This is a genomic window from Pseudoalteromonas caenipelagi (genome assembly GCF_013140855.1).
Classification (GTDB): domain Bacteria; phylum Pseudomonadota; class Gammaproteobacteria; order Enterobacterales; family Alteromonadaceae; genus Pseudoalteromonas; species Pseudoalteromonas caenipelagi.
In genome coordinates this window covers 253,497-267,335 of record NZ_JABBPG010000001.1, presented here as the reverse complement: position 1 = coordinate 267,335, position 13,839 = coordinate 253,497, and the positions used below count along the sequence as shown (strand labels likewise).

At 40.4% G+C, this 13,839-nt stretch carries 10 protein-coding genes; 4 read left to right on the top strand and 6 right to left on the bottom strand.

From position 1 onward, the window contains the following. Positions 1-2 precede the first annotated feature (2 nt). The 3 genes from HG263_RS01095 to ggt form a co-directional block, all read right to left on the bottom strand. A complete protein-coding gene (locus tag HG263_RS01095; protein WP_171624243.1) occupies positions 3-755 on the bottom strand; it encodes an ABC transporter substrate-binding protein in 753 nt (250 codons plus the stop codon). A gap of 161 nt (positions 756-916) precedes the next feature. Further along, positions 917-2,611 (bottom strand): NAD-dependent malic enzyme, encoded by a 1,695-nt coding sequence (locus HG263_RS01090; protein ID WP_171624242.1) that lies wholly within the window; start codon positions 2,609-2,611, stop codon positions 917-919. A 172-nt stretch (positions 2,612-2,783) separates the two neighbouring features. Further along, positions 2,784-4,547 carry a gamma-glutamyltransferase gene (gene ggt, locus HG263_RS01085; RefSeq protein WP_171624241.1) on the bottom strand — a complete coding sequence of 588 codons (1,764 nt, stop codon included), beginning with the start codon at positions 4,545-4,547 and terminating at the stop codon, positions 2,784-2,786. Between the two features lie 82 nt (positions 4,548-4,629). Between ggt and rrtA the strand changes: the two genes are divergently transcribed. Beyond that, positions 4,630-5,223, top strand: coding sequence for a rhombosortase (rrtA, locus tag HG263_RS01080; protein WP_171624240.1), 594 nt, complete (start codon positions 4,630-4,632; stop codon positions 5,221-5,223). A gap of 69 nt (positions 5,224-5,292) precedes the next feature. Beyond that, positions 5,293-7,248, top strand: a complete 1,956-nt coding sequence (locus HG263_RS01075) for an acyltransferase family protein (RefSeq protein ID WP_171624239.1) — start codon at positions 5,293-5,295, stop codon at positions 7,246-7,248. Positions 7,249-7,343: 95 nt separating this feature from the next. Here HG263_RS01075 and HG263_RS01070 read toward each other — a convergent pair whose 3' ends face one another. Beyond that, the gene (locus HG263_RS01070; RefSeq protein ID WP_171624238.1) at positions 7,344-7,640 is read right to left on the bottom strand and encodes a DUF6172 family protein; all 297 of its coding nucleotides are present in this window, start codon (positions 7,638-7,640) and stop codon (positions 7,344-7,346) included. 128 nt (positions 7,641-7,768) lie between these two features. After that, a complete protein-coding gene (locus HG263_RS01065; protein WP_171624237.1) occupies positions 7,769-8,671 on the bottom strand; it encodes a LysR family transcriptional regulator in 903 nt (300 codons plus the stop codon). 107 nt (positions 8,672-8,778) lie between these two features. Here HG263_RS01065 and HG263_RS01060 point away from each other — a divergent pair, with 107 nt between their 5' ends. Beyond that, positions 8,779-9,306, top strand: coding sequence for an NADPH-dependent FMN reductase (locus HG263_RS01060; protein WP_171624236.1), 528 nt, complete (start codon positions 8,779-8,781; stop codon positions 9,304-9,306). A 192-nt stretch (positions 9,307-9,498) separates the two neighbouring features. Then, positions 9,499-10,353: a protease HtpX gene (gene htpX, locus HG263_RS01055; RefSeq protein ID WP_171624235.1), complete on the top strand. Its 855-nt coding sequence runs from the start codon at positions 9,499-9,501 to the stop codon at positions 10,351-10,353. A gap of 452 nt (positions 10,354-10,805) precedes the next feature. On the opposite strand, the gene HG263_RS01050 is transcribed toward htpX, so the two are convergent. Then, complete coding sequence (locus HG263_RS01050; RefSeq protein WP_171624234.1) at positions 10,806-13,514, bottom strand: TonB-dependent receptor domain-containing protein; 2,709 nt, start codon at positions 13,512-13,514, stop codon at positions 10,806-10,808. Positions 13,515-13,839 lie beyond the last annotated feature (325 nt).

The following is a 13,839-nucleotide window of genomic DNA, read 5'->3' as shown; positions in this document are numbered from 1 at the left end:
GATCACTGAACGAGAAATTGAGCCCGCAATGATTGGCGAATAAAAATGCTTTCTTGCTCAAAAAACAAGTCCTGGTGAAACTCTATAATATCTTGCTGTAATTGCTTGTCATCCATTGCTTGGTTAAAAAGAGTAATTGCTTGTTTACCAACATCTGAGTTAGAGCAAACAAAATAGCCAAATGTTGCATCTGGCGCACCAGAAATCTTATGAAAAGTAATGTCTTTTTGACGAGATTTATGTGGATGGTCGTAATTAAAAACTGGCGCGTATTCTATGATAGCGTCAAGTTTGTCTTGTAATAACATCTTTCTAAGCCTAGCTGCACTGTTGGCGCCTTCATTTACAAAAACATGGTCTTTTATCTTTGCCAACATGAGGTCAATCTCTTCTCCATATGAGCGCCCTTTCGCCACGCCTAGCTGCAAACCGTACTTTGTAATAAGTTCGTCAATTGATAAACTCTCGGGAAGAGACAAATTGCTATGTACGATTAATCGATTGGCAGGAAATGCGGTAAAAGGGAATTTGCTATAGAGAGCCTGTTTTTCACGAACTGGCGTTTTAGCTTTATTATAAAGGCAAGTGGTGGGATGACTATCCAATTCACGCCACTCTCTAATTCTGCTTGCTGGTATATGATTAAAGATAAGCTTGCCATCTAAAGCTTTTTGCACTTTCATTAAAATTACCATGGCGGCATCAGTAGGTTCATTGGCTTTTGCTGGGTCAAAATCAGATGCTAAATCAATCACCAAAGCGTGACTTCTACTAATAAACAAGCTTAATATAAAAGCGCTTAACAAAAGGTATTTCATACAACTCTCAAAACATTAGTTTAAAATTACCTCCTTGGTTTGTGTATTAACTATAGATATAAAAAAGCCAGCATTCACTGTGCTGGCTCAATAATTCATTAAATACTACAACGCTTGTAGTTACGATACTCTGGCAACCAATAGTTCTTTTCAATTGCCGCCCATATTGCATCGTCTGACATTTCTAGTGCAACACCTTCTTCCATCGCTTTTTTGGCAACTGCAAATGCAATGCGCTTACTTAGCGATTCAATTTCAACAAGTGCTGGTAACAAGCTACCCTTGCCAGTATTCGCCCATGGAGAAGATTCAGCCAAGGTTTCGCTAGAAACCATCAACATGGCGTCAGTAATGCTCGTGGCTTTAGCTGCTATCACACCTAAACCAATACCAGGGAAAATATAACTGTTGTTACACTGCGGAATAGGATAAACAGTACCGTTAAAGTTTACTGGGTCAAACGGACTGCCAGTTGCTACGATAGCCTGTCCTTGAGTCCACTCAATCACGTCTTTTGGATGAGCCTCAACTTGGCGAGATGGGTTACTTAACGGGAAAATAATAGGACGTTCACAGCCGTTGTGCATAGCACGAATAACTTGCTCCGTGAATAATCCTGGCTGACCCGACACTCCAATCAAAATATCAGGTTTGGCACAGTGCATTACATCTAAGAGCGCTGCATAGTCACCACTGTATGACCAGTCACTTAGTGCATCTTTGCTTTGTACCAAGGCAGCTTGGAAATCTCGAAGATCTTCCATACCTTCTGTTAGCAAGCCATACCTATCTACCATATAAATTTGGCTGCGCGCTTGCGCGTCTGATATGCCTTCGGCCACCATTTGACTGATTATTTGCTCTGCAATACCACAACCGGCAGAACCAGAGCCAACAAATACCACTTTTTGGTCAGATAGCTTTGCGCCTTTGACTCGACATGCAGCGAGCAATGAGCCAACAGTCACTGAAGCCGTACCTTGAATATCATCATTAAAGCTACAAATTTCGTTACGATAACGTTTAAGCAGCGGCATGGCGTTAGGTTGGGCAAAATCTTCAAACTGTAATAACACGCTTGGCCAGCGACGTTTAACCGCGCAAATAAATAGCTCTAAAAATTCGTCATACTCTTCTTGGCTAATACGTTTATGACGAGCGCCCATATACATTGGGTCGGCAAGCAACTTTTCGTTGTTAGTACCTACATCAAGCATTACAGGTAGCGTATAGGCTGGGCTGATACCTCCACATGCGGTATATAAAGATAGCTTACCGATAGGAATACCCATACCGCCTATCCCTTGGTCACCTAGGCCTAAAATACGCTCCCCATCAGTTACAACGATGACTTTTACTTTACCTTTAGTAGCGTTACGTAAAATGTCATCAATCTGATGGCGTTCTTCATAGGCGATAAACAAGCCTCGTGAACTACGATATATATCAGAGAACTTTTCACAAGCATCGCCAACTGTTGGTGTATAAATAATTGGCATCATTTCTTCTAAATGGTCGCGCACCAAACGGTAATAAAGCGTCTCGTTGTTGTCTTGAATCGCTCGAAGGTAAATATGCTTGTTTAAATTGTCGCTAAAGCTTGAGTATTGTTGATAACAACGCTCAACTTGCTCTTCAATGGTCTCATAACGTGGTGGTAATAAACCTGCTAAGTTAAAGCTTTCTCGCTCACGTTGGCTGAATGCACTGCCTTTATTAAGTAACGGCGTTTCTAAAAGATTAGGACCAGAGTATGGAATGTATAAATAATTAGGATCTGTTTGTTTAGTCATATTTACAAGTTTTGACACATTTTTATAGGCTGAGAGATCATTATTGCCCAAAGTGATTAAATTTCAATGAATTTCACTCACATCAGACCAATGTAAAAGACCCCATCTACAGATTGTATTTTCTGTAAACAGGGCCGTACAGTATATCGTAAACTTACTTTTAAGCCTACGATTATCGTGTGTTTTCGCCTAACGCAATGCCTTCGCGGCGCGGGTCTGCACCACCATATAATTTACCATTTTTTACTTCAATAGCATGTAACCCGGAGTTTAAATCTCTTACCTGCACGTTGTGGCCTTTTTCTTTAAAGAACGGCACTAAGTTTACAAGTTCGGTACCTTTTTCAAGTGTCGTATATTTATTACGGTTAGTGACTCTGGGTAAATTGATTGCTTGCTGAGGCGTTAATTGCCAATCTAGTACGCCTATCACAGTTTGTGCAACGTAGTTAATAATACGGCTTCCACCCGGTGAGCCCACAACCAAGCGTAAACTACCATCTGGATTGAATACCATCACTGGTGACATTGAACTACGAGGCCGCTTGTTGGCTTCAACACGATTAGCAACCCACTTCCCTTCTTTTTTAGGACTTAAAGAAAAATCAGTAAGCTGATTGTTTAAAAGATAACCGTTCACCATAACGGTTGAACCAAACGCCATTTCGATAGAGCTGGTCATGGACACTGCATTGCCTTGACTATCAACAATTGATACGTGAGTAGTGGAAGGTAATTCATAACCGTCACCTTGCGCATAAGCAATGGCACCTTGGGTGGGATCTCCCACAGGTACATTGTGGTTGTCTTGGTCTGTTATCAAAGCTGCACGTTTTAACAGGTAATCATCTCTTAGCAGCGCTTTTGTAGGAACCGTTACAAAGTCAGGATCGGCCACATAATGGTTTCTATCAGCAAAAGCCAAACGTGACGCTTGCGTAAATAAATGCAGTGCTTGTGGGTCGTTTGGCGCATATTGTGAAAGATTTTTGCCTTCAAGTAATTTTAAGATTTGTAATACGGCTATACCACCACTGCTAGGTGGTGCCATCGAACAAACCTTATATTGGTGATAATCGGTGCAAATCGGGGTTCTCTGCTTGCTTGTATACTCTGCTAAATCATTTTTATCTAGCTTACCTGGCGCTATTTGGGCATTTTGCACCGCGCTTACTAACTGTGCAGCATTTTCGCCTTGATAAAATGCGCGTATGCCATTTTTTGCTACTTGTTGATATACACTCGCAAGTTCGGGGTTTTGCTTTACAGCACCCACTTTAAGCGCTTCACCATTGGGGTAAAAATAATCTTTTGCAGGAGACAATTGTGTCAGGCCTGGGTTGAGTTTTTTCTCCAGTAACATGTTCAGCCTAGGTGATACCACAAAGCCTTCAGTAGCTAGTTTAATCGCGGGCTCGAATAACGTTTCCCAAGGTAACGTCCCATATTGCTGATGAGCTTGTTTAAAAGCATGTAATACCCCAGGTACGCCCACTGAGCGCCCACCAACGACAGCTTTAATCCATGGGACCGCTTTGCCATTTTCATCCAAAAAGAGTGTGTGGTCGGCCTTATTGGGGGCCGTTTCTCTACCATCAAAGGTCACGAGCTTATTATTCTTTTTATCAAAATATAAAATAAACGTACCGCCCCCAATACCAGATGATTGAGGCTCTACTAAGGTAAGCACAAGTTGTGTTGCTATTGCCGCATCAATTGCGCTACCGCCTTGAGCGAGCATTGATTGCCCAGCTTTTGCGGCGTAAGGGTTTGCAGCTGCAACCATAAATTGCTGTGCTGAAACTTGTTCTTTATATTGTAAGCCCGTTGCAGCTTCCGGTTCTCGTGTTTCTCGTTTTTGACTGTGTTGAGCGTTATCATTCGAAGTACAACTACTGAGTAAAAACAAGAGCGCTAGGTGCAGTGCGTATTTCATTTATAATCACTTATATTCATTGAAAACATTGGCATGATAAAAGCAAACAGGCACAATATGCAAAAAATAACTGCCAAATACCATGATTGATCTACCTCTAAGCAAGCGCTACACCCTCCCCCCAATAACGCTCATTCTAGTGAGTACTTTATTAATGCTATTCGATACGCATTCGCTCTTTGCATTCGACAGGGATTTAGTACCTGCACAATGGTGGCGTGTTTTCACAGGCCAATTTATGCATAGTAATTGGACTCATTTACTGCTCAACGTTATTGGTATTGTTTTTATATGGGTTTTACATGCTGAGCACCGCTCTGCTAAAGAGTACTTCTTCCATATAATATTTTTAGCTCTGTGGACCGGTCTAGGCATTTGGTTATTTTGCCCTGACATTGGGATCTATACAGGTTTAAGTGGTCTGTTACATGGAGTGATTGTGTGGGGAGCGCTTAAAGATATTCAAGTTGGCATGCGCTCTGGTATTTTGTTGTTTATAGGTATTTGGGCAAAATTAATTTGGGAACAAGTACAAGGGCCAAGCGTTGAAGTTGGTATGCTCATTGACTCTAGAGTGGCCATAGAAGCACATTTGATTGGGGCTATTGGCGGTCTGTTTTTATATTTTTGCTACTGTTTGATATTAGCTCGCAGAACTACGCCTAATTTGCCTTAACAGCGCTGTTCGTGTATGGTCTGCGGCCAAATCACCCCCTACGTTTTTAAGAAGGCTTCGACTTAGCTGATGACACAATATAGGTCTGATATTGATGGACTAAGAGCAATTGCAGTCCTAATAGTATTATTATTCCATTTGGACATTCCTTTTATAACTGGTGGCTTTATAGGTGTTGATGTATTTTTCACCATCTCAGGCTTTTTAATTTCCAGTATCATTATAAAAGCGAATGCGAATAATCATTTTTCGTACATTGACTTCTACATTAGACGTGCAACTAGGCTTTTGCCTGCATACTTAACGGTATTAGTGACCACTATTATTGCTGGTATTATTATACTCACGCCTTATGCACTTAGTGACCTTTTAAGAAGCGCGATTGCGTCTGCGCTGTTTTTCTCCAACATATTTTTTATGCTTAATGAAAGTGGTTATTTCTCCTCCACCACTCATGAAGCCCCTTTATTGCATACTTGGTCTCTTTCCGTAGAAGAACAATTTTACTTATTTATGCCATTATGTATTGTATTGTGGATGAAGCTGTCAAAACACAAATTAAGAGCTTTAATACTAATATTCAGCCTGATTGCCGCGTATTTGGTCTCATATTTTTTGACTCAATATAGCGCTAAGTTGGCCTACTATTTTATTGCCAGTAGAGCTGGTGAGTTTTTGATTGGTACTGCCGTAGCGGTATGTTTGTATCATTATCCTGAACACTTTAACCTAAACAAGTTTGCCTCAAATTGCATATTTGTAATTTCACTCGCTTTAATTTTAGTAAGTGCAATGAATATTGACTCAAAAGATAAGTTCCCAGGGCTGCTGACGCTTTTACCATGTTTTGGCGTAGCAGGTATAATAATCGCTGGTAAAAACCTAAGTTGTTGGTCATATTCAGTGCTTGGCAACAAATATTTAGTTTTTATAGGCCTCATATCATATTCATTGTATCTATGGCATTGGCCTATCATTTCTTACTTAAAAGTATTGGGTATTGAATTTACCGCTGTTGTCCAGCTTTGTGTTGCGACTTTATCAATGTTATTAGCTTATTTAACTTGGCGGTACGTAGAAAACCCAACTAGACACTCAAAAACAATAAAGACCAAAAAAGTCGCGTTATTACTGTATACAGCACCTGCAGCAGCATTAGTTTTAGTTTTCTTTGTTGCTCATAATGCACAGTTTTTCCCTCACAGGTTTGACCAAACTATCGTGCAAGCAGAAGTGGCGCTTCATAGTAAACCTGAACAGGGAAAGGGTGTTTGTATGACAAATGACGTGACGATTAGTGAATCGCACACGTGCATGCTTGGCAATAAAGAAAAATCTAAGATAGATGCAGTTTTATGGGGAGACTCACACGCAAACCATTTTAATGGTTTTGTGGATGTAATAGGACAACATTTTGATATAAAAGTTTTGGAAGTATCACGTGGTAATTGCCCTCCATTACTATCTTTGTATGTAAATACAACTAACGCTAGAGAAGCCTGCATAAAAAGGAATAATGACGCGTTGGCCTATATATTAGATAAAAAACCTCGGTATGTATTCCTAGCGGGCGCTTGGGCTGGTTATACACAAGGTAACCTATTGTCAAAATACGAGCAGAATAAAATAGCAGCCTTAAATGAGACTATAGAAATTACGCTTAATCAGTTAATTGCAGCTGGCATTTACCCTATCGTTATTGAAATGCTACCAAGACAAAAAGTTGATAATAGCCGTTGTTTTTTGAAAGTCCATGCAAATAGAACATCTGACGAGCTAGAAGACTGCAGGGTCAGCGCTACTTCAGCTGCTTTTCCCGATATTAGCAATGCGTTTGCGTTTCTAAAAGATAAGTACACTGAGCAAGCATCATTTGTTTCAGTAGAGTCTATTTTTTGCGAGGGAAGTGACTGCCCAACCTACCTAAATAACATACCGATCTATCGTGATAACAATCATTTAAATTTGTTGGGTTCAATTGAACTAGGCAAACGGTTTATCAAACAAAACCCGAGTTTTTTGTAACCCCAAACTCAAGTTAAGCGCAGATTTTATGCGCTTAACTTGAGAGTTTGCATGCTTTATTACATCAACAATGTTCGAAACTATTAAATGCTATATTACTCTTCATCCAATAATGGCGCTCTATGGCCAGGTTTTGCCAGGATTTCGAGATAAAAAGAAGGTAATTCGGCACCAACCGCATGATCAATGTGCTTGTTTATTTCTGCAACTTTAATTACGTCAGCTTGTTCTTGCGTCGCACCAAAACGACAGTCAAAGTCCCAAAAATCAGCCCCAGCAGGTAAGTTTTTATTGCGCTCTCTACGGAGGTATTTTTTTATTTCATACTTAATTGCATCAACTAATCGAGCAGGTTTTAGTTTTGGGTGCGTTAACGCAAAGTTTTTTCTCATGGTGTTCTCAATGTCAGGACAACCATCACACAATGGTTATCGAAGTTTAGGAAAGTGTTGCCCTATTTTAACGCATTAAATGTTTACAGGCGATTAAAAGCACTGGCTATTAGCAAATAAAAGCATTTTTAGCGGATACTTCTCGCGTTCTCCTCTAACAAATCAATAAAACAGCGAACTTTAGGTGAAAGATGTTTTTTACTTGGGTAAATGGCGTACACATTTACTTGTGGCAGTGGGCACTGTTCAAATAGCACTTCTAACTGCCCTTGAGCCAACTCTTGTTTAATGTAAAACTCAGGTAATCTACATATTCCGATGCCAGCGCATGCCATTGCCGCTTGCATATTACCGTTATTTAACAAGGCTTTTTGTCTAACGTTGACAGTAAACTGTTCTCCTTGAGCATTTACAAACTCCCACTTGTTTGGAGATTTGAGGTTCGAATAACAAATACAATCGTAATTTGTTAACTCTTTAGGGTGATGAGGTCGGCCATAACGCGCAATATAATCAGGCGAAGCAACAACATATGTAGGGCACGAAAATAATCGTTTACAAATTAAACTCGATTCTTGAAGCTCTGGCGCAGCACGCACCACAAGATCAAACCCATCCGCAATCACATCGATTCGTTTATCACTAAGATCGATATTGAGTCTAACATTGGGGTAACTTTGTACATACTTTTCAATCACAGGCTGTATGTAGCTTTGACTAATACCAATCGGACAGCTTATTTTTAACTCCCCTTTTGGGTTGTTGTCATTGTGCGTTAAAAGTGTAAATGCATCAGTGGCGTCATTGACTAACTGCTCACAATAGCCATAGTAGAGCTCCCCTTCGGGGGTTAAAGCAATGGAACGCGTGGTTCTATTGAGCAACCTTACCCCGAGGCGTTCTTCAAGTTTGTTGATCTCTTTACTAATGTGAGAATTTGAATGCCCTAGTACACTGGCTGCAGCACCAAAACCACCACTTTTAACAACTTGCACAAATATTGGAATGCCATCAAAAATATTATTAGCCATATGGAAATAGTAACTTTACAAATGAGTTATTAAATAAATTTGAATGTCAATATACACTGGGTTGCATAAAATGAATACAACAAAACAAACCCATTTAGGAGAGTGTTATGAAAGTTTTAGCATTTGCAGCAAGTAGCAGCCGTCAATCAATTAACAAACAATTAGCGCAGTACACTGCGTCATTCGTTGAAGGCGCAGAGGTTGAGTTAATTGATTTGAATGACTTTGAAATGCCAATCTACAGCGCGGATAGAGAGAACGAAATTGGAATACCAGTCCAAGCTCAGCAGTTCTATAACAAAATCGGTGAAGCCGATGCGATTATTGTGTCATTTGCGGAGCACAATGGTACCTACACTGCAGCTTATAAGAATATATTTGATTGGGCATCTCGTATTAATCAAAAGGTGTATCAAAATAAGCCAATGGTGTTGCTCGCTACGTCACCAGGACCTGGCGGTGCAAAAAGCGTTTTAGCGAGCGCAACAGGCTCAGCACCTTTTTTTGCAATGGACGTAAAAGCCAGTGTTTCGGTGCCAAGTTTTTATGATGTTTTTGACAGTGAAAAAGGTGAAATTAAAGACGACGCTTTAAAGCAAGAATTGAAACAATCGACTTTTTCGTTGCAGTTATAAGAAATAATCTGAGCCAAACACTCTGTTTGGCTCTTGACAAAAAATTAACTGATAAAAACCGCAACTTTTTCTATTTTATTGCACTTATCGCTATTGATTAGTGCTTTAAATTACCCCATTTTACTCCTTAGATATATGAGTCTGTATGCAAAGTATGCAGAGTTTGATTTTTGTTATTTCACTGAGGTGATTATGAAACGCGTTGTGTTATTTCTACTAACTAACTTAGCTGTAATGCTAGTGTTGGGAGTGGTTTTATCGGTCTTAATGTCGGTGTTTGGAATTTCGTCCAGAAGTTACAGCGGCATTATGCTTATCGCTCTGGTGTTTGGTTTTGGTGGTGCTTTTATTTCGCTATTTATGTCGAAATGGATAGCAAAAAAATCAACTGGTGCGATGGTCATAGAACAAGCTCGAAATGAAACAGAACATTGGCTATTGCAAACTGTTGCGCGTCAAGCACAACAGGCCAACATAAAAATGCCTGAAGTTGCCATTTATGACAGCCCAGAGATAAACGCTTTTGCCACGGGGCCGAGTAAAAATAACAGCCTAGTTGCGGTAAGCTCTGGCCTGCTGCATAACATGAGTCAAGATGAAGCCGAAGCCGTATTAGCACATGAGGTCTCACATGTTGCAAACGGTGACATGGTAACACTGACGCTTATTCAAGGTGTGGTAAATACTTTTGTAATCTTCTTAGCAAAGGTGCTAGCTGGCATTGTAGATAATTTCTTTAGAGGTGATGAAGAAGGTACTGGCTGGGCGTATTTTGTGTTTGACCTAATTTTCCAAATGCTATTTGGTATCTTAGCGTCAATCGTAGTGGCGTACTTCAGCCGTAAACGCGAATTTGCAGCTGACAAAGGTGCTGCTAGCTTAGTTGGGGCGCACAAAATGCGTGCCGCGTTAGAGCGATTAAAGCAAAACCAAGAATCGCAACTTGAAGGCTCAATGATGGCTTTTGGTATTGCATCGGGTAAAAGCTTATCAGAGATGTTTGCATCTCACCCACCGCTTGAACAACGCATTCAAGCACTTAGATAATGAATTACTAGCCCAACAAAGCGCCCTACATGGGCGCTTTTTTATTTCAGTCCCCTTTTTCATGTTTGTGCTCTTTTAGCTTTTTGTGCTTATTTTTATTCTCTTTTGTTACGCGTTGTCTTTTATCTGGAGTTCCATCATTGTTTTTTCGTTTGGGCCCTGATTTTATTGGCATAGAGTGTATCCTCTATTTGTCTACTCTACCTATAAAGTGTAGCCTGTATCTTAAGAAATCTGACAAGCAAAACCAGAGCCGTTGCGTATAAACCGCTATTAGCGAATGAGTTGAAATGCCTAGTGAATTAAGCTCGCTTCCTTTACTGTCATGAAAGGCGTAAAGCTGCTCGGATGACGTTGAATTATAAGTCGTGCCAATACCATATTACGAAATTGAATATAATTGAAAAAGCCTCAAATTAAAGATAACTTGAGGCTTTTTTTAATAAGACAACTTAAAATGATTGCTTGAAGCTTACATAATAAGTGCGCCCTCGTGTGTCATATAAGTCACGGTCATAATTACCGCTTTTATTAAACCTTGGCTCTTCATTAGTTAGGTTCGTCACACCAACATTGATAACACTGTTCCAAGGCGTGTTGTACGAATATTTTAAGTTATGATAAATAACAGAGCCTACTTCAAAGAATACGCTGTCGCTATTATCTACATAAACATCTGTAATTTGGCTATCAATGTAATTTGCGAAGTAATTTAGTGAGTGCGCATCAATGCTGTAGTCCAAACTTGCGTTAATACGTAAGTCAGGTAGACCTTCTGTACCACCTTGGTTGTCGGTCAAACTTCTTACGCCACCATCAATTTCAGTCCACTTATATTTCAACATTTTAGAAATAGCGAAGCCTGACTTAAAGCTGCCAAAGTCTGTTTCATGATTGGTATTAAATTTAATATCTAGACCTTCGCGTTCACTTTGGCCGATATTAACCGTGGTGTTGATGAGGTAATCAATACGGCCATTGGGCAAAATAGCAACATGCGTATTTGGATACACGCTCGAAACCGACTGACCTGCGGCCGCCTGGTTTAACTTTGCCTGGGCTTTAAGTAATTCATCGTTGTCGATGTTATCAATCAGGTTTTCAGTATCTAAGCGCCAGTAATCAACCGACACATCAAAGTTATCCGAAATATCCCACACTAAACCTAAGTTAACAGACTCTGATTCTTCTGGCCCTAGTTTTAAGTTACCGCCAGAGCGCACTGGTGCGGTTTCTTTGGTGGTACATGAATCAATATCTTCGCCCTTAGATTGGCAAAGTGGGTAGTTAATTAAACTAATAAACCCTTCGGTTGTTCCCTTGTATAAGTCAGATAAAGTCGGTGCTCTAAAACCAGTACCAAAAGAAGCGCGTACAACGACTTCCTCGATAGGGTTATAACGTACTGCTATCTGAGGGTTAAACGTGCTGCCAAAATCAGAGTAGTCATCATATCGCCCCGCTAAGTTTAATTCTAAGTTGTCAAGAACAGGTAATACAGTTTCAAAAGACAGTGCTGAAATATCACGGTCGCCCGCTCCGCCAGATCCACCGTTACCACCAAGGATAAGACCAGCTTCTGCTAACGCATCTACCTTTGAATCTAGGGCTTCTTCTCTGTAGCTTGCATTAAAGTAAAACCCTACGCTGCCACCTGCAAGTTCAAACAAGTCAAAGCCTATACCAGCTTGTACTTCTCGTTGGGTTGATACCATGCGTTTATCATAGTTTGCAGCTGCACCTAAGGGCAACTCAGAGTTTGGATCTCTAGGGTCCCAGCCAACAAAGCGGTTAGTTTCCTCATCCCAACTACCAACTAAGTCATTTTGTGCGCCATCTAGCAAGTAACCCGTTCCCCAGGTAAAGTTTGTATATTTGTTATAGGTATAAGATACATTCCAGTTAAAATTATCTTCTTCACCTTCTAAACCCACCAAATAGTCAAAGACAGTGTCATGGTGTTCCGCAAGTCGCTGTCCAGCTGTATCAAAACGATAACCTATACCTGCATCTGGGTCTGCTTTTAGCTCCTTGAGCTCTATGCCTTCATCTGTTGTGTAAGCAGGCAGACCATTTGGGACCTTAATGCTCGCAGGTACTGGTGCGGATATATCCATCGTTTCATTTTTTGCCCAATATGTACGAGCAACAAACTTCAAACTGTCGTTAATCTGGTAATTATAATTAACAAGTGCATTATCACGCTTTTGTGACGTAGAAATTGCCGAGGCTTTGGTGTAGTCGTAACCACATAAAGTGTCACCTGGGTAGTCACTATCTTCAAGAACACCTACAAACTTATCACCGTAGACACTCGCACAATCTGATTCATTCGCAAATGGATGCTCCCACATCCAGCCACCTGCAGCACCTTGTTTTAATACCCGGCCCGTAGGTGATATGTTTACCCAGTCTTGAATATCGTTCGGATCCCCGCCTTCTACAACAAATGGGCTTGTATACCAGCGTTCAGAGTTCAAGATCACTTGCTTTTCATAATGTTCAAAACTAAATACAACATTCCCTTTACTACTTTCAAGGCCACCGCTGACATAAAAGTTACTTGAATCGCCACCCGCTTGCGTCGGTCTGTCTAGGCGACCACCAATTTGTAATCCATCCAGATTTTTTTTAAGAATAATATTAACAACGCCTGCGATTGCATCAGCGCCGTAAATCGCCGACGCACCGTCCATTAATACTTCGATGCGATCCACAGCTGCCATCGGTATTGTATTTAAGTTTGCAGCACCACCATTGAGTACGGGGGATTTTGCCATTCTTGTGCCATCTAGCAATACCAAAGTATGTTGAACATCAGAGCCTTTGAGTTGAACGGTAGATTGCGATCCCCAGCCATTATTTGAGCCACCGCCCCAAGAGCCAAAAGAGTTTAAATTTGAATTACGTAGTGCATCTCCTACGGTCGCAAAACCTGCATTTTGCAAATCTTCAGCACTGATAGTTGTGATTGGCGCTGCGCCTTCCATATCAATACGTTTAATGCGTGAACCTGTGATTTGAATGCGCTCAGGCACTTTTTTTACTTCGGTTTCATCTGCCGCCACGCAGAAAGATCCAGAAAATGCTGTACCAACAGCCAATGCTATTAGTGAACGACTGTATGCTTTTTGATCCAACCCCAGAAATGTCGTTTTCATTGATTTCTCTCTTGTTATTAATTATGTGCATATATCGAAGCGTTTCGAGTTTTCGAATAACCTCGCTATATTTATATATTATATATTGTATACAATCCAGGGTTTTATTAAAAAAATGTCCCGTTTTAAGACATCACATCGGGGCGGATTTAAATAAATCAATTTTATATCATGTGGTTACGTGCGACGTTCATCGCTGGACAGACCATTTATATTTGAGAATAGTGAATGAGCGATTATTGTCTGAAACTCAATTTATGTTTGCCAAAAAGCATTTTGCTCTAAGAAGTGTGAAATAGCACTCAAAGACTTAAATTTGAGTGCT

Bases quoted from the DNA above. Each gene is read 5' to 3' on its own strand.
- rrtA (WP_171624240.1), top strand. From the start codon at position 4,630: ATGATTGATCTACCTCTAAGCAAGCGCTACACCCTCCCCCCAATAACG.
- HG263_RS01065 (WP_171624237.1), bottom strand. From the start codon at position 8,671: ATGGCTAATAATATTTTTGATGGCATTCCAATATTTGTGCAAGTTGTT.
- HG263_RS01075 (WP_171624239.1), top strand. From the start codon at position 5,293: ATGACACAATATAGGTCTGATATTGATGGACTAAGAGCAATTGCAGTC.
- HG263_RS01060 (WP_171624236.1), top strand. From the start codon at position 8,779: ATGAAAGTTTTAGCATTTGCAGCAAGTAGCAGCCGTCAATCAATTAAC.
- HG263_RS01090 (WP_171624242.1), bottom strand. From the start codon at position 2,611: ATGACTAAACAAACAGATCCTAATTATTTATACATTCCATACTCTGGT.
- htpX (WP_171624235.1), top strand. From the start codon at position 9,499: ATGAAACGCGTTGTGTTATTTCTACTAACTAACTTAGCTGTAATGCTA.
- ggt (WP_171624241.1), bottom strand. From the start codon at position 4,547: ATGAAATACGCACTGCACCTAGCGCTCTTGTTTTTACTCAGTAGTTGT.
- HG263_RS01050 (WP_171624234.1), bottom strand. From the start codon at position 13,514: ATGAAAACGACATTTCTGGGGTTGGATCAAAAAGCATACAGTCGTTCA.
- HG263_RS01070 (WP_171624238.1), bottom strand. From the start codon at position 7,640: ATGAGAAAAAACTTTGCGTTAACGCACCCAAAACTAAAACCTGCTCGA.